Origin of the sequence: Streptomyces sp. NPDC091376 (genome assembly GCF_044757085.1) — a bacterium.
Taxonomy (GTDB): Bacteria; Actinomycetota; Actinomycetes; order Streptomycetales; family Streptomycetaceae; genus Streptomyces; species Streptomyces pratisoli.
This window is the reverse complement of the sequence record NZ_JBIVUF010000014.1, coordinates 41,822-61,548: the sequence shown is the minus strand read 5'-3', so window position 1 is coordinate 61,548 and position 19,727 is coordinate 41,822. Positions and strand designations below refer to the sequence as shown.

At 71.5% G+C, this 19,727-nt stretch carries 17 protein-coding genes; 1 reads left to right on the top strand and 16 read right to left on the bottom strand.

The genetic code is table 11. From position 1 onward, the window contains the following. Nucleotides 1–45: 45 nt before the first annotated feature. From ACIQMR_RS27145 to ACIQMR_RS27120, 6 genes are all read right to left on the bottom strand, one after another. The gene (locus ACIQMR_RS27145) at nucleotides 46–825 is read right to left on the bottom strand and encodes an exodeoxyribonuclease III (RefSeq protein WP_401392405.1); all 780 of its coding nucleotides are present in this window, start codon (nucleotides 823–825) and stop codon (nucleotides 46–48) included. A 29-nt stretch (nucleotides 826–854) separates the two neighbouring features. After that, nucleotides 855–1,487: an MBL fold metallo-hydrolase gene (locus ACIQMR_RS27140; RefSeq protein ID WP_401392402.1), complete on the bottom strand. Its 633-nt coding sequence runs from the start codon at nucleotides 1,485–1,487 to the stop codon at nucleotides 855–857. Between the two features lie 113 nt (nucleotides 1,488–1,600). Then, a complete protein-coding gene (pcaC, locus tag ACIQMR_RS27135) occupies nucleotides 1,601–2,896 on the bottom strand; it encodes a 4-carboxymuconolactone decarboxylase (protein WP_401392399.1) in 1,296 nt (431 codons plus the stop codon). A 28-nt stretch (nucleotides 2,897–2,924) separates the two neighbouring features. Continuing rightward, entirely contained in the window at nucleotides 2,925–3,434 is a 510-nt protein-coding gene (locus ACIQMR_RS27130) for a hypothetical protein (protein ID WP_401392792.1), read from the bottom strand. A gap of 65 nt (nucleotides 3,435–3,499) precedes the next feature. Continuing rightward, entirely contained in the window at nucleotides 3,500–4,687 is a 1,188-nt protein-coding gene (locus ACIQMR_RS27125; protein ID WP_401392397.1) for an ROK family glucokinase, read from the bottom strand. Nucleotides 4,688–4,859: 172 nt separating this feature from the next. Further along, on the bottom strand, nucleotides 4,860–6,164 hold the full coding sequence (locus ACIQMR_RS27120) for a DUF2254 domain-containing protein (protein ID WP_401392394.1): 1,305 nt from the start codon (nucleotides 6,162–6,164) through the stop codon (nucleotides 4,860–4,862). A gap of 170 nt (nucleotides 6,165–6,334) precedes the next feature. On the opposite strand from ACIQMR_RS27120, the gene ACIQMR_RS27115 reads away from it, so the two are divergent. Next, complete coding sequence (locus ACIQMR_RS27115) at nucleotides 6,335–8,215, top strand: glycoside hydrolase family 15 protein (RefSeq protein ID WP_401392391.1); 1,881 nt, start codon at nucleotides 6,335–6,337, stop codon at nucleotides 8,213–8,215. An 87-nt stretch (nucleotides 8,216–8,302) separates the two neighbouring features. Here ACIQMR_RS27115 and ACIQMR_RS27110 read toward each other — a convergent pair whose 3' ends face one another. From ACIQMR_RS27110 to ACIQMR_RS27065, 10 genes are all read right to left on the bottom strand, one after another. Beyond that, complete coding sequence (locus ACIQMR_RS27110; RefSeq protein WP_401392789.1) at nucleotides 8,303–10,111, bottom strand: cation:proton antiporter; 1,809 nt, start codon at nucleotides 10,109–10,111, stop codon at nucleotides 8,303–8,305. Nucleotides 10,112–10,133: 22 nt separating this feature from the next. Beyond that, nucleotides 10,134–11,186: a cytochrome d ubiquinol oxidase subunit II gene (locus tag ACIQMR_RS27105; RefSeq protein WP_401392388.1), complete on the bottom strand. Its 1,053-nt coding sequence runs from the start codon at nucleotides 11,184–11,186 to the stop codon at nucleotides 10,134–10,136. Beyond that, nucleotides 11,183–12,688 (bottom strand): cytochrome ubiquinol oxidase subunit I, encoded by a 1,506-nt coding sequence (locus ACIQMR_RS27100; RefSeq protein ID WP_401392386.1) that lies wholly within the window; start codon nucleotides 12,686–12,688, stop codon nucleotides 11,183–11,185. Before ACIQMR_RS27100 ends, ACIQMR_RS27105 begins: the two co-directional genes overlap by 4 nt. 43 nt (nucleotides 12,689–12,731) lie before the next feature. Beyond that, complete coding sequence (locus tag ACIQMR_RS27095) at nucleotides 12,732–13,568, bottom strand: SDR family oxidoreductase (RefSeq protein ID WP_401392383.1); 837 nt, start codon at nucleotides 13,566–13,568, stop codon at nucleotides 12,732–12,734. A gap of 298 nt (nucleotides 13,569–13,866) precedes the next feature. Next, nucleotides 13,867–15,450: a GMC oxidoreductase gene (locus ACIQMR_RS27090; protein WP_401392380.1), complete on the bottom strand. Its 1,584-nt coding sequence runs from the start codon at nucleotides 15,448–15,450 to the stop codon at nucleotides 13,867–13,869. Between the two features lie 184 nt (nucleotides 15,451–15,634). Continuing rightward, entirely contained in the window at nucleotides 15,635–16,549 is a 915-nt protein-coding gene (locus ACIQMR_RS27085) for a cyclase family protein (RefSeq protein WP_401392786.1), read from the bottom strand. Nucleotides 16,550–16,557: 8 nt separating this feature from the next. After that, nucleotides 16,558–17,946 carry a chloride channel protein gene (locus ACIQMR_RS27080; RefSeq protein WP_401392377.1) on the bottom strand — a complete coding sequence of 463 codons (1,389 nt, stop codon included), beginning with the start codon at nucleotides 17,944–17,946 and terminating at the stop codon, nucleotides 16,558–16,560. A 12-nt stretch (nucleotides 17,947–17,958) separates the two neighbouring features. Further along, nucleotides 17,959–18,285, bottom strand: coding sequence for an SHOCT domain-containing protein (locus ACIQMR_RS27075; RefSeq protein WP_401392374.1), 327 nt, complete (start codon nucleotides 18,283–18,285; stop codon nucleotides 17,959–17,961). Between the two features lie 48 nt (nucleotides 18,286–18,333). Beyond that, a complete protein-coding gene (locus ACIQMR_RS27070) occupies nucleotides 18,334–18,798 on the bottom strand; it encodes a DUF6325 family protein (protein ID WP_401392371.1) in 465 nt (154 codons plus the stop codon). Between the two features lie 194 nt (nucleotides 18,799–18,992). Further along, the gene (locus tag ACIQMR_RS27065) at nucleotides 18,993–19,679 is read right to left on the bottom strand and encodes a GAP family protein (protein WP_401392368.1); all 687 of its coding nucleotides are present in this window, start codon (nucleotides 19,677–19,679) and stop codon (nucleotides 18,993–18,995) included. Nucleotides 19,680–19,727 lie beyond the last annotated feature (48 nt).

Here is a 19,727-nt window from a genome sequence, read left to right as displayed (position 1 = left end):
ATGGACGGGCGCACCACACGGCGCGCAGGAGGCGCCCCGGAGGTCTCAGAGGTCGAGGTCGACCACGACCGGGGCATGGTCCGAGGCGCCCTTGCCCTTGCGCTCCTCGCGGTCGACATAGCTGTCCTTGACCGCCTTGGCGAACGGCTCGTTGCCGTACACCAGGTCGATGCGCATGCCCCGGTTCTTGGGGAAGCACAGCTGGCGGTAGTCCCAGTACGTGAACGGCTGGTCGTACTTGAGCGGGCGCGGCACCACGTCGGCGAGGCCCACCTCGCGCAGACCGGCCAGCGCCGCACGCTCCGGCTCGGTCACATGGGTCATTCCCTCGAAGAACGAGCGATCCCACACATCGTCGTCGGTCGGTGCGATGTTGTAATCACCGAGCACCGCGAACGGCCGCTCCCCCGCGGCGTCCTCGGCGACCGCAGCCTTCAGCGCCTCCAGCCAGGCCAGCTTGTACGCATAGTGGTCATGGGCCACCTCCCGGCCGTTCGGCACATACACCGACCAGATCCGGACGCCGCCGCAGGTGGCGCTGAGCGCACGCGGCTCCTGCACACCGCCGTAGGCCGGGCCGCCGGCCAGGCCCTTCACGACGTCGTCGAGGCCCACCCGGGACAGGAGCGCCACTCCGTTCCACCTGCCGTCGGCGTTGACCGCAGACTCGTAGCCGAGCTCCTTCAGGGCATCGGCGGGGAACTGCTCGGCGGTGCACTTGGTCTCCTGGATGCACAGCACGTCGGTGCCGCTGCTCTCCAGCCAGGCGAGCAGCCGCGGCAGCCGGGCGGTGATCGAATTGACGTTGAACGTGGCGATGCGCATGCGGCAAGCCTAACCGCGGGGTCCGACAGTCAGATGTCGGCGGATTCCCCGGGGGCCAGCCTGCTGTGCTCGGCACCGCCCAGATTGCCGATGTGCGTGTCGTAGAGGGGGCGGGCGAGCTCGGTCAGCAGCGCGTCGTGGATGTCGATCGCGCGGCGCGGTCCGACCTCGCGTACGTAGTCGATGACCTCCGAGACCTTGTTCCAGGGAGCCATCACGGGGAGCATCAGCGTGTCCACCGGCCGGCCGGGGACGGTCAGGGCGTCGCCGGGGTGGAAGGCCGAACCGTCGACGAGGAAGCCGACATTGGTGATCCGCGGCAGTTCCGGGTGGATCACGGCGTGCAGCTCGCCGTGGACCTGGACGTCGAAGCCGGCCGCGGTGAAGGTGTCGCCGTCGCCGACGGTGTGGACGCGGCCGGGGAAGGCGGCGGAGAGCTGCTCGGCGACGCTGCGCAGGGTCCAGATCTCGGTGCCCGGACTCGCGTCGAGCGCGACGCGCAGGCGCTCCTCGCTGAAGTGGTCGGGATGCTCGTGCGTGACCAGCACGGCATCGGCACCGGCGGCGGAGTCCGGCTCGCTGAAGACGCCGGGGTCGATGACGAGGGTCCGCCCGTCCTTCTCCAGACGGACGCAGGCGTGCGACTTCTTCGTGAGCTTCACCGGGGTGACCTCCCTCTCGCGTACGGCGGGCCCCGAACGGATCTTTCCCCGCCCCGCCGCGGGCGTACCCCCGGGGCCGGAGACACCCCCGGGGTCCGGGGACACGCCCGGGGCTACTCGTGGGGAGTGGTCTCCTCCCGGATCACCGTCTGGGCGACCCGGAACGCGGAGTTCGCGGCCGGTACGCCGCAGTACACCGCCGCGTGGATCAGGATCTCGCGGATCTCCGCCGGGGTCAGCCCGTTCCGCAGCGCGGCCCGGGTGTGGAAGGACAGCTCGTCCAGGTGGCCGCCCGCGACCAGCGCGGTGAGCGTCACGACGCTGCGGGTACGGCGGTCCAGGCCGTCGCGGGTCCAGACCTCCCCCCAGGCGTAGCGGGTGATCAGCTCCTGGAAGTCACCGGTGAAGTCGTCGGCGCCCGCCATCGCCCGGTCCACGTGCGCGTCGCCCAGCACCGCCCGCCGGACCCTCATCCCGGCCTCGTACGGATCGGGCCGCACCGCGCCCACCGCCTGCGGCTGCTCGGCGGGCGGGGCGATCTCGGCGACCGGGGCGACGGGGGCGGAGACCGACGGGCCGATCGGTGGCACCGGAATCGCGTGGAGCGTGTCCTGCCAGGCCAGGGAGAAGTGGCGTACGAGCAGATCGGAGACCGCGCCCGGCTGCTCCACGGGCGCGAGGTGCGAGGCGCCGGGGACCAGCGCGAGCCGTGCGTCGGGTATCCCGGCGACCAGGGTGCGGGCCTCGGCGGGCCCGGTGAGCTGGTCCTCGGAGCCGACCAGGACCAGGGTGGGCACGCCGACCCGTCCCAGATCGGCGCGTACGTCGAACGCGGCGAGCGCCTCGCAGGCGGCGATGTAGCAGCCGGGGTCGGTGGTGCGCACCATCTGCACGGCCCACTCGACGATCGCGGGCTGCGCGCCCGCGAAGCCCGACGTGAACCAGCTCTCGGGCGCCGCGCGCGCCATCGGGTCGAGACCGTTCGTGCGGACGATCACACCGCGCCGGCGGAACTCGTCGGCGGTGCCGAACCTCGGCGAGGCGGCGACGAGCGCGAGCGACGCGACCCGGTGCGGCAGCCGCAGCGCCAGATCGATGCCGATCGCGCCGCCGATCGAGCAGCCCGCGTAGCCGAAGCGCTGGATGCCGAGCTCGTCGAGGGTGGCGACCAGGCGGTCGGCCAGTTCGGTCATCGAGCCCGCCGGGTGCGCGGGGGCGCCGCCGTGCCCCGGCAGGTCGAACCGCAGAACCCGCCACTGCCGGGACAGCTCCGGCACCTGCCGGTCCCACATGTGCCAGGTGGTGCCGAGCGAGGGCCCGAGGATCAGGACGGGCGCGTCGTCGGGACCGTCGATCCGGTACTGCAGGGTCTTCGGGGGCGTCTGCGTCTGCTCACTCACCCGCTCCACAGTACTGAGCGGAGGGTCCCGCTCCGGATCAGGGGGTCGCGGTCGAGACCACGAAAACCATGGGGGCGGACGGATCGGTCAGATCGACGGTGATGTCCTGGCTGGGGCGCGGATCGCGCTGCTTGTGCGTGGTGGCGGCCCAGGCGGCCTCCGGCCGGAAGGTCCAGCCGACGGTCCCGGCGTCGCGCTCGTGGACGGTGACGTCGCCGGTGTTCAGCCGGGAGCGACTGGTGCCCACCTTCGTGAGGTAGGAGTCCAGGCCCGCCGCGGTGGTGCGGAACTTGACGTAGAGCCGGCTGGACTTCCAGTTGCTGGTCTCGTAGTACGCGACCTCGGTGGACTTCTGCGGGATCGGCACCTCGAAGACCCGGCGCTTCATCTTGGAGGGCCAGCTGTCGCGCAGCCCGGTCGCCGAGGACTCGGCCTCCTTGTCCCGCCCGCTGTCGCGGCTCTGCTCGGCCGAGATCAGCAGATAGCCGGCCGGGACTCCGATCAGCAGCACGATGACGATCGCGGTCAGCCAGCGGCGGCGGATCATGTGGCGCCGGTCCTCGGGCGGACGCACGGGCTCCTCCACGGGCACGGTCTGTCGGGGCAGGGTCTTCACACGGGGTCCTGAGGGGTGGTGCGGGCACGGTCGTCGGTGTCGCCGTCGCCACCGGGGTTGCGCAGGGCCTGGGCGTACCGCTCGTATCTCTCGTACCGCTCGACGCGGCGCCGCTTGGCACGCCGGAAGCGGCGGGCGACCAGCCGGGCGAGATCGGCCGCACCGACCATACCCGCCTCCGGCCCGAGCTGGGCCTTCGCGATACGGGCCTCCGGCCGGTAGCCGCGGCCGGTGAGATGGCGGCGGAAGGCGTCCCTGGCGGGACAGATCAGCAGGTCGTCGGCCGCGCTGACACCGCCGCCGATGACGAAGCAGGACGGGTCGAGGGCGGCGGCGAGATTGGCGATGCCGACGCCGAGCCACTGGCCGATCTCCTGGAGCAGCTCGACGCACATGGCGTCGCCCTCCCGGGCCAGCTCGGTGATCAGCGGTCCGGTGATGTCCGGGATGCTGCCCTTGACCCGCTCGATGATGTTGTACGCGACCGGGGAGTCGGCCGCGGCCAGCTCGCGGGCCTCGCGGACCAGGGCGTTTCCGGAGCTGTACTGCTCCCAGCAGCCGCGGTTGCCGCAGGGGCAGCGGTGTCCGCCGGGCACGACCTGCATATGGCCGAACTCGCCGGCGACGCCGTACTTGCCGCGCTTGACCTGGCCGTCCTCCAGGATGGCGCCGCCGATGCCGGTGCCGAGCGTGATCATGACGAGGTGGTCCTCGCCGCGGCCCGCGCCGAAGCGCCATTCGGCCCAGGCGGCGGTGTTGGCGTCGTTGTCGACCATGACCGGGACGGCGAGCCGGTTCTGCAGCGAGTCGCGCAGTGGTTCGTTGCGCCAGGCGAGATGCGGGGCGAAGAGCACCGTGGAACGGTCGGCGTCGACCCAGCCGGCCGCGCCGATGCCGACGGCGTGCACGTCGTGCCGGTCGGAGAGGTCGAGGACCAGGTCGACGATGGTGTCCTCGACGACCCTGGGGCTCTTGGACTTGTCGGGGGTCTCGGTGCGGAGCTTCTCCAGGATGATGCCGTCGGCGTCGACGACCCCGGCCATCACCTTCGTACCGCCGATGTCGATGCCCACGGTCGGGACGCGGGGCGCGGTGAGGTGCGAGCGCCGTTCACGGGTGCCGACGGTCCGCAGGACGGTGGCGCGGGCGGCGCCTCGGTGGGCGAAGTCGCGGTACGTGCTCAAGGCGTCCCTGCGGGGGTGTGGGGGCGGTCCGGGTCGGCGGAGGCGGGCGGCACCCGCCGTGCCCGATTGTGCCATCCGGGCGGTGCGAGGGCCTTGAGCGGCCGCGGGCGGGACGGCGCCCGCGGGCGCTGTGGCCGGGGATCGGCCGGGCGCAGCGCCCCGCGAACGGCGCTCACGCCGGGGCCTCGCCGGGGCCGCCGCCGATGCCCTGCCGGTCGGCGATCAGCGCGGTCGCCCGCCGGGCGGGGTCGGTGAAGGCCCGGTCGACCGCCTCGTCGAGCAACGTGAGCTGTGCGCGCACGGGAGGCAGGTGTCCCTCGGGCAGGGCGCCGAGCAGGCCCTGGAGCAGGGCCCTGAGGCGCCTGCAGACCTGGGTGGAGGTCGCGCCGTACTCGCGGATCTCGGTCAGGGCCAGCTGGAGGAAGTCCTCCCAGGACCGGCCGGGGACCACCAGCCGGGGGCGGCCGCGGCGGTCACGGAGGGTGTAGACGCGGTGCAGCTCCACCCGCCCGATGGTGTGCAGCAGGGCCTCGATGTGGTTGAGGACCTGGACGGCGGTCGTGGGGTCGTTGACGGCCGGTGAGAGCGCCCTGATCGCGACGTCGACGAGGATGCGCAGGGCGAAGGCGGGATCCTGCTCGATGGTCCGCTCGACGCCGAGCGCGACGTACCCGGTGAGCTCGCGGTGGTCGATCGCCCGGTCGCCGTCGGGTGGCGCTCCGTACACCTCGATCAGTGCGGCGCCGGGCGGCACGAAGTCGCCCACCGGATGCCTGAGCACGAGGAGGCAGTCGTGGCGCTCCGCGGCGGTCGTCAGCCGGGCCACGTGGATGCCCTGGACGGCCCCGCCGCGCTCGGTGCGGACCAGGGTGACCGGGCCGTCCGGCAGCGGCCGCTCCGGCTCCCCGGCGCTGAGCCTCCCCTCCGCCTGGAGTGCGAGCCCCCGGTCGAGCAGCCGGCGGCCCGCCCCCGACACGAGGGCGGCGATGGCCACCGGCCGCAGGTTGTGGATGAAGCGGTTGAGATAGATCAGCAGGAGCATCAGGCTGACCGCGACGCCCGCGCCGGCGAGGGTGACGCCGAGGTTGGGCACGAAGTCCGTCTCGATCTGGCGCAGCAGCGAGAAGGCGAAGGCGAACGTCCCGGTGAACGTCGCGAGCACGGCTTTCTGCAGCCTGTCCCGGTACCACAGGCGCATGTAGCGCGGCGACAGCGAGCCCGTGGCCTGCTGGACGACGAGGATGCCGATGGTGACGACGAACCCGAGCAGGGCGACCATCGCACCGACGATGGAGCTGAGGACGCTGCTCGCGGTGGACGGGGAATACCGCCAGTGCTCCGGCACCTGGACCATGCCGTCCAGCCACACCGCGGCGTCCGCGAGAAGCACACCGAGGACGAGCCCGATCAGCGGGATGATCCACAGGCTGGCCTTGGCGTACTGCCGCAGCCGGAAAGCCGTCGCCCAGGACATCATCGTGTGCGCCCCCGGGTCTCACCTGGTGTGCGTTCTCGGGTTCGTCCTCGTGACCACGGTAGTGCCGTTCCCCACACCCCACGAATTTTCCTGAAAAGCCCGAATTGCGATGAGTGTCTAAGCTAATGGAGCGGCATCTGCCCGCGGACCCAGGGCGAAAGGGGCTCGGGATGGGCGACTACCCCCTCATCGAGGACCACGGACTGATCGGCGACCTGCAGACCGCGGCACTGGTCACCACCCACGGAACCATCGACTGGTACTGCTCACCACGCTTCGACTCCCCGAGCATCTTCGGGTCCCTGCTGGACAGCGAGAAGGGCGGCCACTTCAAGGTCGCGCCGGTGGACAAGACGTACGCGACGAAGCAGTTGTACATGCCGGACACCGCGGTCCTCGTCACCCGCTTCATGACCGAGGCGGGCGCCGGCGAGGTCGTCGACTTCATGCCGGTCACGGGGTCCACCGCGACCAGGCACCACCGCCTGGTCCGTCTGCTGCGGTGCGTGCGGGGCACCCTCACCTTCCAGGTCGACATCGCTCCGCGCTTCAACTACGGCCGCACGCCGCACAAACTGAACTACACCGAGCGGGGCGCCGTGTTCGTCACGGACGATCTGGAGCTGACCGTTCACGCGGTGCGCGAGCCCGGGGACGCACGGCTCGTTCCCCAGGACCTGGGCGACAACGACATGCACTTCACCCTGACCCTGGAAGCCGGCCAGGAGCGGGGCGTGGTGATGGAGACCTTCGCCGACGGACCGCCGCGCCACATCCACCACGCCGAGTACATGCAGCTCTTCGACGACACGGTGCAGTTCTGGCGCAACTGGCTGAGCCAGTCGCGCTATTCCGGCCGCTGGCGGGAGGCCGTCGAGCGCTCGGCGGTGACCCTGAAACTGATGACGTACGCGCCGAGCGGCGCGCTGGTGGCGGCACCGACCGCCGGACTGCCCGAGCAGCTGGGCGGCGAGCGGAACTGGGACTACCGGTTCACCTGGATCCGTGACGCCTCCTTCTCCATCTACGCCCTGCTGGGACTCGGCTTCACCGAGGAAGCGGTGGCGTTCATCGGCTGGCTGCGCGACCGGGTCCACGAGAAGGCGGGCTGCGACGGCGACTCCGGGCCGCTCAACATCATGTACCGGGTCGACGGCTCCTCCGACCTGGTCGAGGAGACCCTCGACCACTGGGAGGGCTACGCCGGGTCCCGCCCCGTGCGCATCGGCAACGGAGCCGCCGACCAGCTTCAGCTCGACATCTACGGCGAGGCGCTGGACAGCATCTTCTTCGCCCACCAGCGCGGCATCCAGCTCGACCACCGCGGCTGGACGTCCCTGCGCACCCTGCTCGACTGGCTCAGCGACCACTGGGACCAGGCCGAGGAGGGCCTGTGGGAGACCCGGGGCGGACGCCAGCACTTCACCTACGGACGGGTCATGTCCTGGGTGGCCTTCGACCGGGCCCTGCGGCTGGCCGCCGCGAGCGGCCGCCCGGCCTCGATGGCCCGCTGGAACATCGAACGCGACAAGATCTACGAGCAGGTCCTGGCCCGCGGCTGGGACCCCGAGCGCAAGGCGTTCGTGCAGCACTACGGCAGCCAGGTCCTCGACTCGTCGCTGCTGCGGATGGGCACCGTCGGCTTCATCACCCCGGACGACCCCATGTGGACCTCCACCCTGGCCGCCATGGACCGGGAGCTGGTCAACGACAGCCTGGTCTACCGCTACAACCCCGAGGCCTCGCCCGACGGCCTGAGCGGCTCCGAAGGCACCTTCTCCCTGTGCACGTTCATCTACGTCGACGCCCTCGCCCGGGCGGGCAGGCTGAGCGACGCGCGGCTCGTCCTGGAGAAGATGCTCACGTACGCCAACCATCTGGGCCTGTACTCCGAGGAGATCGACCTGACGGGACGTCAGCTCGGCAACTTCCCGCAGGCATTCACACATCTCGCGTTCATCGACACGGCGCTCACACTGGACGCCGAGCTCAACCTGGCGCGCAGCAGCGCCACTTCGCACCGGGCACGGGCTCCCGAGTCAGGCTTCTGAGCCGTCGGCGTCCACCGTTCCTGCCGCGGCCGCACCCGCCGTGGCCGCAGCCCCGCCACGCCCGCACCGCCGCGGCCGTGGCACGGGTCAGGGCCCGTCCGTGGGGTCCGCGGTGGCCTTCCCGGGACCCCCGGGACCGCCGGGAGCCGGGGTGAGCAGGACGACCGAGTCGCCGGCTTCCGGCCGGACGGTGCGGGCCTCGGTCACCGGGTCGAGCCGGCCGTCCGCCCGTACCACGAACAGGACGTCGTGCCCGGCGGGCAGGGCCTCCCCCGGCCCGCTCAGCACGAACCGCGCGCCCTGCTCGTACCGGGCCGCGAGAGCATGCCGGGCCAGGTCCCGGCCGAAGAGGACGTCCCGCCCGGTGCTGGTGGCGACGGCGCCGGAGCTGTCCGCCGGAGGACCGATCCGGTGGACCGGGCCGTCGACGCTGTCCCGTACGACGACCGAGACCAGTGCGTTGAAGTCGTCGTCGTCGGTCAGCAGCAGGACGGAGGTGATCCCTTCGAGCCGGGCCTGCGGATCCATCGCCGTGGCCAGGAGCTCACCCGGGGCCGACTCGATCCCGGCCCGTCCGATGCGCTCCCGCTGCTCCTCGGGCCCTGCCCACATCAGGACGTCCAGACCCGCCGACCTCAGACACCGCCCCAGAGCGACGGCCCAGGGCTCGCCGCCCACCAGGAGCGGCCGGGCGCCCACCGGGCGGGTGACTCCCAGCCGGCGCGCGACCGGCGCGGCGGTCAGCCCGTACACGGCGACCGTGCCCACGATGACCAGGAACGTGACGGGCAGGATCGTGGCGGCCCCGGCCAGCCCCTGCGCGGCCAGGGTGCCGGAGAACGCGGAAGCCGTGGACGCGGCGACGATGCCGCGCGGCGCCATCCAGCCGAGGAACGCCCGCTCCCCGCGCGGCAGTCCGGTCCGGTGCGTCGACAGCCAGGCGACGAGCGGCCGCACCACCAGGACGAGCACGGCGATCAGGACGAGGGCCGGCAGGAGTACGGGACGGACGGACGACGGGGCGACCCCGGCCGAGATCGACACGAACAGCAGGCCGATGATGAGCTGGACGAGGGTCTCGAAGAACGGGCGCCGGGCGGGCATGTCGAGCCCGGGGAGATTCGCCACGGCGAGCCCGGTGACGATCGCGGCGATCAGCCCCGTGTCCTCGCGCACGATGTCGCACGCCGCCGACACCGTGATGACGGTGGCCAGTTGGGCGAGGGTCCCGAGCGTCTCACCGAGCCGGAGCGTACGGAGGCAGAACCACAGCAGGGCCGCCCCCACCACGCCGCCCGCCAGCCCGACGAGCGCGCTGAGGAGGAACTCACCGAACCGGAACCCCCGGCTGATCTGGAAGTCACCGGCCAGGAGCGAGTGGAAGACGAGCGCCCCGAGGATGGCCCCGACCGGATCGATCAGGCTCCCTTCCCAGATCAGGATGCGCCGCAACCGCTCCGAGGGCCGTACGTGCTCCAGCAGCGGCCCCACCACCGTCGGTCCCGAGACGACGAGGATCACGCCCAGCATCACGGCCACGGCGAGCGGGACACCGAACAGCACGGGGCCGAGCAGCATGACGGCCGCGGAGGTGAGCACCACGCCGAGGACCAGGAGCCTCATCACCACCGAGCGGGTGGCCGCCCGCAGATGGCGCAGTTCGAGGCCGAGGCCGGCGTCGTAGAGGATCACGGCCACGCACAGCGAGACGATGGACACGAAGTTCGCCGGCGCCAGCTTGTCCGGATGGACGACATCGGTGAGGGCGCCCGCGGTGAAGCCGGCCGGGAGCAGCAGGATCAGCGCGGGCAGACGCAGCCGGTTGGCCAGGATCTGGGAGCCGACGGCGAGGACGACGGTCAGCCCGATGCCGAGGAGAAACTGGTCGGGGCTCAGCACGCTCGTCCCGTCCGCCTGGTCACTCGCCCTCGGCCGGGTTCCCTGGGGCGCCCCGCCGCAGATCGGCGTCGGTGAGGGACTCCAGCTCCCCGTGGGTGTCCAGCCAGTACAGCAGGACGAGGGCGGGACCGACCAGGATCAGCGCGACGAGCGTGACGAAGGCCAGCCAGGTCAGCGTCGTGGGATCACCCGCCGCTTCCCGCACGGTCAGGCTGGGCGGGATGAGGTACGGCCGCTGGGCGAAGCCCCAGGCCAGTACGGCCGCGGCGACCGTACCGGTGGCGGTGGTACGGGTCCAGGCACCCCGGGACCGCAGCAGCAGCCATGCCGTGGCGAGGGCGCAGACCACGGCCACGACGACGAGGACCAGCCCCAGGCCGTGGGTGAGGCCGTGCCAGAGATGCGGGGCGTCGCCGCGGACGACGAGGAAGGCGGCGAGACCGAGCAGGACCACGACGGCCAGACTGCCCAGCGCCCGGCGCCGGAAGTAGCCGACGAGATCGGGCGCGTCGAAGCGCTCCGCGTCCCGGGAGAGGAAGACCGCCCCCAGGAAGGCCGTGGCGGTGATGGTGAGCAGCCCGAAGAAGACGGACGTCGGGTTGGCCCAGACCTCGGCGGACGGCAGGGTTCCGGGCGCGGCCCGGCCGGAGGCGATCCCGCCGACGGCCGCGCCGAGGAAGAACGGGGTGAGGAGCGAGGCGATGGCGAACACCGCCCCGTACAGCCGCCGTCCGGCCACCCGCCGCATCGGCTTGCGCAGCGCGAAACCGGCACCGCGCAGCACCATGCCGACGGCGGCGAGCGCCAGCGGCAGCCACATCGCGGCGAACAGCGTCTGGAACAGCACAGGGAACCCGGTCCACATGATCACCAGGATGAAGATCAGCCAGACGTTGTTGACCTCCCACACGGGAGCCATCGCATGGTCGATCAGCCACCGCGGGCGCTTCCCGCGCTCCGCGCCGCCGGCGAACAGGTCCCAGAATCCGGCGCCGTAGTCCGTGCCGCCGGCGCAGGCGTAGGCGGCCACCGCGATCAGCAGCACCAGGGCGATCAGTCCGGCGAGCGTCATGAGGGACCGCCCTTGCGCGTGGCGGATTCCGGCGGGGCGGCGTCCTGCGGCCCGTGGCGGGGGCCGTAGGGGAGGTCGGTCTCCGGTTCACCGGCGAGGTGCCCGACACCCCCGGCCGCGTCCTCGAGCCGCCAGCGGGTCCGCATCTTCAGCAGCAGGGCGAGGAAGGAGCCGAAGATGAACACGTAGACGACGATGACCAGTCCGAACATGATCCACAGGGTGGTCGACCGGGTCGCGGTCACCGCCTCGGCGACCCGCATGTTCCCGTACACGATCCAGGGCTGGCGGCCCACCTCGGTCGTGATCCAGCCGCATTCGACGGCGACGACCGAGGCGACGCCGGCGCAGGCGGCGCTGCGCCAGAACCACCGTGACTGGGGCAGCCTGTTGGGCTCGGGCTCCTTGCGCCGCCGGAAGCGGATCCAGGCGTACCAGAGGACGAGCAGCACCAGCAGCGAGCCGATGACGACCATGATGTCGAACGCCCAGTGGGCGATGGTGGCCTGGGTGGCGTTCGGCCGGTCGGCCGCCGGGACCGAGGTGAGCCCGGTCACCTTCGTACTCGGCTTGAACCCGGCCAGCATCGAGTCCAGTTGGGGGATCTTGATGCCCCCGGAGACGGTTCCGTCGGGGTGGAGACGGCCGAAGATGTACTCCGGTACGTGGGTGTCGGTCTTCCAGACGATCTCCATCGCGGCGAACTTCACGGGCTGTTTGTGGAACACCGAGCGGGCGATGGAGTCGCCGAGCACGAACTGCACCGGGGTGAACACGGCGGCGACCGTGAACGGGACGGTGAAGCCGAGCCGGTGGTAGCGGTCCCTGCGGCCGCGCAGCCACCCCACGGCGTACACACCCGCGACGACGTACCCGGCGGTGACGAACATCGCCACCACGAAGTGCCAGTACTGCGGCCCGAACATCGGGGTGAAGATCGCCTTCCAGATGTCGACGTCGACCGGGTTGCCGGCGGAGTCGAGGGTGAAGCCCTGGGGCGTGTTCATCCACGAGTTGGCCGCGATGATGCCGAACGCGCCGAGCAGCGCGGTCGCGGGCAGCGGAAGGCCGAGCAGGAAGTGGGTGCGTGGTTTCAGCCGGCGCCAGCCGTAGAGGTAGATGGCGATGAGGATGGCTTCGAGGAAGAACGCCCAGGCCTCGACGCCGAATCCGATGCCGAAGACATCGCCCCACCGGCCCATGAGACCCGGCCAGAGGAGCCCGAACTCGAAGGAGAGGACCGTGCCCGTCACGACGCCGACGGCGAACTGGACCGCCATGACCGCCGACCAGCGCCGGGCGAGGAGCAGGGCGACGGCGTCGTTCCCGCGCAGTCCGCGGTAGTGCATGATCAGGGTGATCAGCGGCAGCGCCACCCCCATCGGCACCAGGATGATGTGCGAGGCGAGGGTGAACGCCATGAGCTCCCTGGCCGGGAGCAGCTGGGCGGGTGCGTCCGCCAGCAACAGCGCCTGGGCCGGCAGCTGGACCGAACTGTGCATGGGTGCCTTCGGTGGTCGGGGGCCCTACGGACGGGACACGCGTTCAGCCGCCGGTCGCGAATCCGGGGAACAGGGTCATCCCGCCGTCGACGTAGAGCGTGACGCCGACCACGTAGTCCATGAGGTCCGAGGCGAGCGCGACGGCGGCGCGGGCGATGTCCTCGGGGTCGCCGACACGGCCGTAGGGGATGAGCGTCAGCAGGTCCTTCTCGGCCTGGGGGGTGGACCATGCGCTGGTGTTGATCGGGGTCTTGATGGCGCCGGGCCCGATCGCGTTCACCCGGATCTTCCGGGGCGCCAGTTCCTGGGCGAGGGTCTGCATCATCATGTGCACACCGCCCTTGGAGGAGGCGTAGTTCACATGGCCGGCCCAGGGGATGAGCTGGTGCACCGAACTCATGCAGATGATCTTGCCGGCGGAGCGGGACACCTCGGGCACGACACCGCGCCGCATGAACTCCTTGGCGGCCTCCCTGGCGCAGAGGAACTGGCCGGTGAGGTTGACGTCGATGACCTTCTGCCACTGGGCGAGCGTCATCTCGGTGACGGGCGCGTCCCGCTGGAGGCCGGCGTTGGCGACCATGATGTCGATCGTCCCGAACTCCTGGACCATCCGGTCGACCATGGCCGCAACCTGGTTCTCCTGGGACACGTCGGCCTCGTGGGCGTAGGCGCGCACACCGAAGCCGGTGATCTCCTTGACGACCTCGTCGGCGGACTCGCTGCCCGCCACGTAGTTGACGACCACGTCGGCGCCCGCCCGGCCCAGGCCGATCGCGGTCGCCTTCCCGATGCCCGAGTTGGCACCGGTCACCAGCGCCTTCTGGCCCTTCAGCAGCTGCGGAACCTCGGACGATGCCGCTCCGGCCTGGGAACTCACGATGCCTCCTGGGTACGTGTCCGCGGCCGGGAGCCGCGGCGGCGCTGATCGGAACCCGCGCGCCACGCAACCACCGGCGCCCGCCGGCAGGCGCACAGCGCACGGCCGTGTGGGCCGTTGGGTGGTCGATGTTCGCCCGGTCGGCTCAGCGGGCCGGCCCCCGGCGCCGCCCGGCGCCCGGGGCGCGCGGTCCCTGGGCCGCGCAGTTCCTGGGCCGCTGCTCGGCTCCTCGGCTCCTCGTTCTCAGCTGCGTTCTCAGGTGTTCGTTCTCAGCCCTCGGTTCTCGGCTCTCCGCTCCTCAGCCGCGCAGGCGCTCGATGATGTGGTCACCGACGCGCAGGGCATTGGCCATGGCGGTCAGCGACGGGTTCACCGCGCCGATGCTCGGGAAGAAGCTCGTGTCGACGACGTAGAGGTTGTCGAGGTCGTGTGCCTTGCAGTTGACGTCCAGCGCCGAGCTCGTCGGGTCGTGGCCGAAGCGCACAGTGCCCGCCTGGTGGGCGGTCGCGCCGATGGGCATGCCCTTGTGCAGATAGATGCTGTGCGACAGCAGATGCTGCTCGTGCATCCCCAGATGGCCCAGCATGCCCTGCAGTTTGTGTCGCAGCCGGTCCAGCCCGGCGATGTTGTTGTTCTCGTCGAGGGCGAGATGGATGCCGCCGTCCCGGTCCAGGGTGACGCGGTTCTCCGGATCGGGGAGGTCCTCACCGCACAGCCAGAAGTCGACGGCGTGGTGGGCCAGCACCTCGAAGGGCATGTTCGGGGTCACGGCCCCGGCCCAGCGCGGGGCTTCACCGTGGATCTGCTCGGCGTCCGACTTGCCGAGCATCTGGATGCCGCCGAGCGGGAAGTCCCAGTCGTCGGCGCCCAGGTACCAGTCGTGCAGGGCGAGGGTCTTCTGGAACTGCGTGTCGTTGGGTTCCTTCGACACCGCCATCAGCGCCATGTTGTTGTGCCGCATGTAGTGGCGTCCGACGACGTCGGAGCGGTTGGCGAGTCCGCCCGGGTGGCGGTCGTTGGCCGATGCCAGCAGCAGGACGGCGGAGTTGACGGCGCCGCAGGCGACGACCACGACATGGCCGGTGAAGCGGGCCGGGGTGCCGTCCTCGAGCTCGGCGACGACGGTGCTGACGCTGCGTCCGCCGGCGTCGGTCTCCAGCCTCACCACATGGGCGTTGGTGATCATGTCGACGTTGTCGTGCTCCAGGGCGGGTTCGACGCAGATCACCTGCGCGTCGGACTTGCCGCGCACCAGGCAGGGAAAGCCGTCGACCCGGTTGCAGCGGATACAGGCACTGGAGTGGGTGGCCCGGCCGTTGTTGTCCTGCTGGAGATTGACCCCGATGGGCAGGTGGAAGGGGTGCAGCCCGCGCTTTTCGAGGTCGTCGCTCAACTGCTGGATGCGCGGCTCGTGCGCGACGGGCGGAAACGCGTACTCCTCGCTCGCCGGCCCTTCCCAGGGGTCCTCGCCGTGTCTGCCGTGGACCATGTAGAGGTGCTCGGCCTGGGTGTAGTACGGCTCCAGGTCTTCGTAACGGAGTGGCCAGGCAGGGGACATGCCTCCGTGGTGGCGGATCTCTCCGAAGTCCTGGGGGCGCAGCCGGAAGAGCGCGGCTCCGTAGAACTTGGTGTTGCCGCCGACGTAGTAGTTGACCTCCGGCGGGAACGTGTTGCCGTGCTTGTCGAACCAGAACTCGGGGGCGCGGTACTTGCCCTTGACGAACACGGCGGTGGAGTCCCAGTTGTCACGTTCCCGCGGGAGATAGCCGCCGCGCTCGAGGACGAGTACGCGATGGCCGGACGGGGCGAGGCGATGGGCGAGGGTGCCACCGCCCGCGCCGGTGCCGATGATGATCACGTCGTAGTGCGGGGATTCGTTCATGGCGGCCACCGTCCTCACGGTTCTTGCCTGGGGATCGGACGTACCAGGGGATCGGTCACGGGGGTCACGGGGCGGCGGGTCACAGGACGGAGAGCCCAGGGGCGGGGAGCCACCGGACGGCGGGTCACAGGACGGCGGGTCATCGGACGGCGGGTCACAGGACGGCGGGTCATCGGACGGCGGGTCACAGGACGGCGATCGGGTTGACCGGGGAGCCGGTGGCCTTCGGCAGCCGCAGCGGTGCGACCACGCACAGGAAACTCCAGCGGCCCTCCTGCTCGCAGGCCGGTGCCAGCTCCTCGAACTGCAGATAGTCCATCAGGTGCATCCCCATGGCCTGGACAGCCAGGACGTGGACGGGGAAGTCGACTCCTTCCACGGCGCTCGGTGCGGTGTCGTTGTTGCCGTCGCTGCCGAGCAGCGCGACCTGCCGGTCGGCGAGGAACTCGACGGCTTCCGGATGCAGTCCGGCGCGCGCCTCCGCGGCGTTCCAGGGCCCGGACTCCCGGCGTCTGCGCCGGTGGCCCACGCGTACGAGCAGGATGTCGCCCGGGCCCGTGCGCACGCCCTGCGCGGCCTCGGCCGCGGCCAGGTCGCCGGCCGTGACGTGGTCCCCCGGCTCCAGCCAGCGCACTCCCCTGAGCCGGGGGATGTCGAGGAGCACCCCGCGGCCCACGACGCCGTCGCGGACGACGTCGACGGTGAGCTCGGTGGCGCCCTGCGGGGTCACGCTGTCCGCCGGTACGCCGTTGTACAGCGCACCGTCGTACATGACATGGCACAGGGCGTCGAGATGGCTGTCCACGTCCCCGTGGACGTTCATGGCGAAGCGGTCGAGGGCGAAGCCCAGCCCGTCCGAGTGGTCGTCGCCCGGGCCGGGCGCCGTCATCCGATGCCGGGCCGGGTCCGGGTTGTCCGGGCCGGGCAGGGTCGCCACGGGCGCGGCGAGGGAGACCGTACGACCGGTCATGACCTCGCGGGTGGCCGCCACCACCCGGGTGGGCGTGAGGTGGTTCAGCGTGCCGCGCCGGTCGTCCGGGCCGTGGCGAGTCCGTTCCCGGACCTTGTCGTAGAGGGTCCGGAACGCCTCGGCGCTCATCGCGGCGGTCACGACGGTGCCCGCGCCCCGGCCTGGGCGGGGGCCTTGGTGGCGGGTGCGGACGGCGCCCCGTGGGCGCCCGGCAGCAGTTCGGTGGTGATGATCGCGACCACCGCCGCGAGGATCACCACGGGGGTCATGGCGATGCTGCCGAGCAGCAGGGCCACGAGCACCACACTGCTGACGGGCAGCCGCAGCGCGGCGGCGGCCGAAGCGGCCATACCGGCCGCCAGACCCGGGATGACGCCGAAACCCGGCAGAGGTGCCAGCAGGACGCCCGTCGCCGCGCCGAGGAACAGCGCAGGGAAGATGGGGCCGCCTCGCAGGCTGCCCAGGCACAGGGCGTAGGCGAGGCCCTTGAACGCGAGGACGGCGACGAGCGCTCCGACGCCCCATGAGGCGGGGTCCGCGGCCATCTGCACCATCGTGCTCTGGCCGGACGAGGCGACGTCGGCGGGCGAGCGGCCGGTGATCCCGGTGTACAGGGCCGCGCAGATGCCGGCGCCGAAGGCGAACAGGACGCTGAACGGGACGGGACGGGACCGTACGCGCACGGCCGCCAGTCGTCCCACGAACTGGATCGCGTGCACCAGCACGCCGACGACGACGCCGATGAGCAGCGTCCAGCCCACGTCCCCGGCGTCGAGGTGCGGGAACGGCCCGGACAGGTGCAGGCGCAGGCTGCCCGTCTGCAACCCGGTCCACCGGCCGAAGCCGGTGAACACCAGGGAGCCGACACCGCTGGAGAGCAGCGCGGGGAGCATGACCGCGACCAGCCGCGGACCGCCCACCCCGATGATCTCCATCAGCAGTACGGCGGCGATCACGGGGTTGCCGAGGACCACGGAGATGGCCGCCGCGGCACCGGCCGCGCCCAGGAGCGCGGTGTTCTGCGGTGTGACATTGCCCCGCGCGAGGTTACGGAACAGCAGTGCGAGACCACCGCCGAGCGCGATCAGCGGTGCCTCCGGCCCGAGGGTCGCGCCGAGCGGCAGGCTCGCCGCCGCCGCGATGACCACTCCGGGCAGGGCGGCGGCGGTGGCGCCGCCGGCCTGCAGCCCGTACGCGGGCACATGACCGCCCCCGCCGGGCAGCCGGGCGACGACCAGGCCGACGATCAGACCCGCGACCGGCAACAGCACCAACGGCCACCACCAGGGCGGGACCGGGCTGCCGAACGCCTTCGGCACGTCGTCCCACATCAGGTGCTCCAGCTGGTGCAACGCGACGAGGAACCAGAACGCGACCAGCGAGACCGGGATGCCGATCAGGGCGGAGAACAGCAGCACCCTCCGGTAGGAGGCACTGAGCAGGAGGCCGCGCAGAGCGTCCGGCTCGGGACGGGTGTCACCGGCCCCGGCCGCCTCCCGCTCCGGACCGGGCTCCCTATGCGTCATCGGTTGCGGCCCTCAGCCGAGAATCTTCTGCTTCTCGACCGCGAACTCCTGCTCGGTGAGGATCCCCTGGGCCTTCAGCTCGCCGAGTTCCTTCAACTTGTCGATCTTTCTGCCCATGTCGTCGTCGGGCGGCATCGGAGGCGGCACGGCCTCCGACGACGGGGCGGCGGCCGTGCTCTGCTGCACCTGCCCCTGGGGCTGGCCCTGGGCCTGTGCTTGTTGCTGCTGTTCCTGCTCGGCCCACCGGCCCGACTGCCGCCGCGACACGCGGTTGGACACCGCGGTGGCGGTTCCTGCGATGACGGCGGTGCGGGCGACGCGGCGGATGAGGCGTGGCATGTTCGTCTCCCAGTGCGTGTGAAGGGTGCGGACTGCGCGCGGGCCCGCTCAGGCCGCGGACGTCCCCTGGCCGCCCGTGCCCTCGACCTCGTCCAGGGACGCGAGCAGGGCCTGTACGGGAATCCGGCCCCCCGCCACCAACTGGGCGCCGCTCGCGCGCATGGCCCGGGCGAGCGGAGCGGCCCATGTGTTCTCGTACACCAGGACAGCGGCGGAGCTGCCCGGTTCGATGGCCGCGCCTGCCTCGTCGATGTCGTCCTGGCCCAGCAGGCCCGAGGACGCGCCTTCGAAGACGGTCAGGTCGAGGGTCCCGTCGCTGTCCACCTCGGACAGCTCCAGGAGCATGACGGAACCGTCAGTGTCCTTGCGGACGAACAGCAGGTCGAGAATGCGGATGATCCGGCGGTCGACCAGATCGACGAGCAGCGGAAAGCCGTCGCCCGTCATGCGATTCCCGGGGAACTCCACGACCAGGTAGTCGACGGGTCCCATTTCTTCGATGTCATCGCTCATGACCACTCCTTGCGAGCGCATCAGCGTTCCGGGGCGGCTCGCCTGCCGACGGCTCGGCGCGGCCTCGGGCACGCGGCGTCCCGTGTGACATTGCGGCACTCGAAGCCATTGCAGCACTCGCCGGGGTGCTTCGCACCTTCGGCACAACGGCTCCGCGGGCCGGGCCGACGGGGCCCGGTGCGGGGCCTCGGCGGTCAACTCGTCAGCTCGTAGATGCTGTTGCCGGTCAGCCACAGGCCCATCAGCAGACAGCCGACGATGATGGCCGGTTCCTCGTGCGCCTCCATCCAGGAGCGCAGCCGATGCAGGCGGGCTCCCGCGGCCTCGGGCGCGAACACCGTGTACAGCTCGGCCGCGAGCAGCGAGGCGGTCGCAAGGATGCAGAACCCGAACAGGGCCAGGTACGAGCTGAGATGGGACAGGTCCGCCTTCACGACGACGGTGGCGGCCGCTGCGACCATGCCCCACGGCTGGAGGAAGACGGCGAGCCCGGCCGCGGACCAGGAGGTCATCCGGTCCGTCCCCTTCTCCTTCCCCTTCCGGGAGTGCGCCCCGGCCGCGTGCTTGGCGCGGCCGGAGGGAGGCCTGCGTGGCGCGCCACGGCGCCGGCGCCGGTACTCGCCGTACGCGACCAGGCCGATGCCGATGGCGAGCTTGGCCGCGAGAGCGGCTGTGGAGGGCGGTGACCTGGGCGGCGGCGGGGTACCGCCGGTGAACAGCAGGACCGCGGCGATCACCGCTACGAGGCAGGCCAGCCAGGCGAGGATGAAGGCCAGACCCCGCCAGACGCCCTTGTGCGACGAGAGCACCAGCACGAACGCCATGATGGGCAACGGGTCGAGGGTGATGGCCACGGCGATGAGCAGCAAGTCCAGGACCATGACGCTCCCGTCTGCGGTCTGCGGGGGTCGGCCCCGACCGCCCCGTGG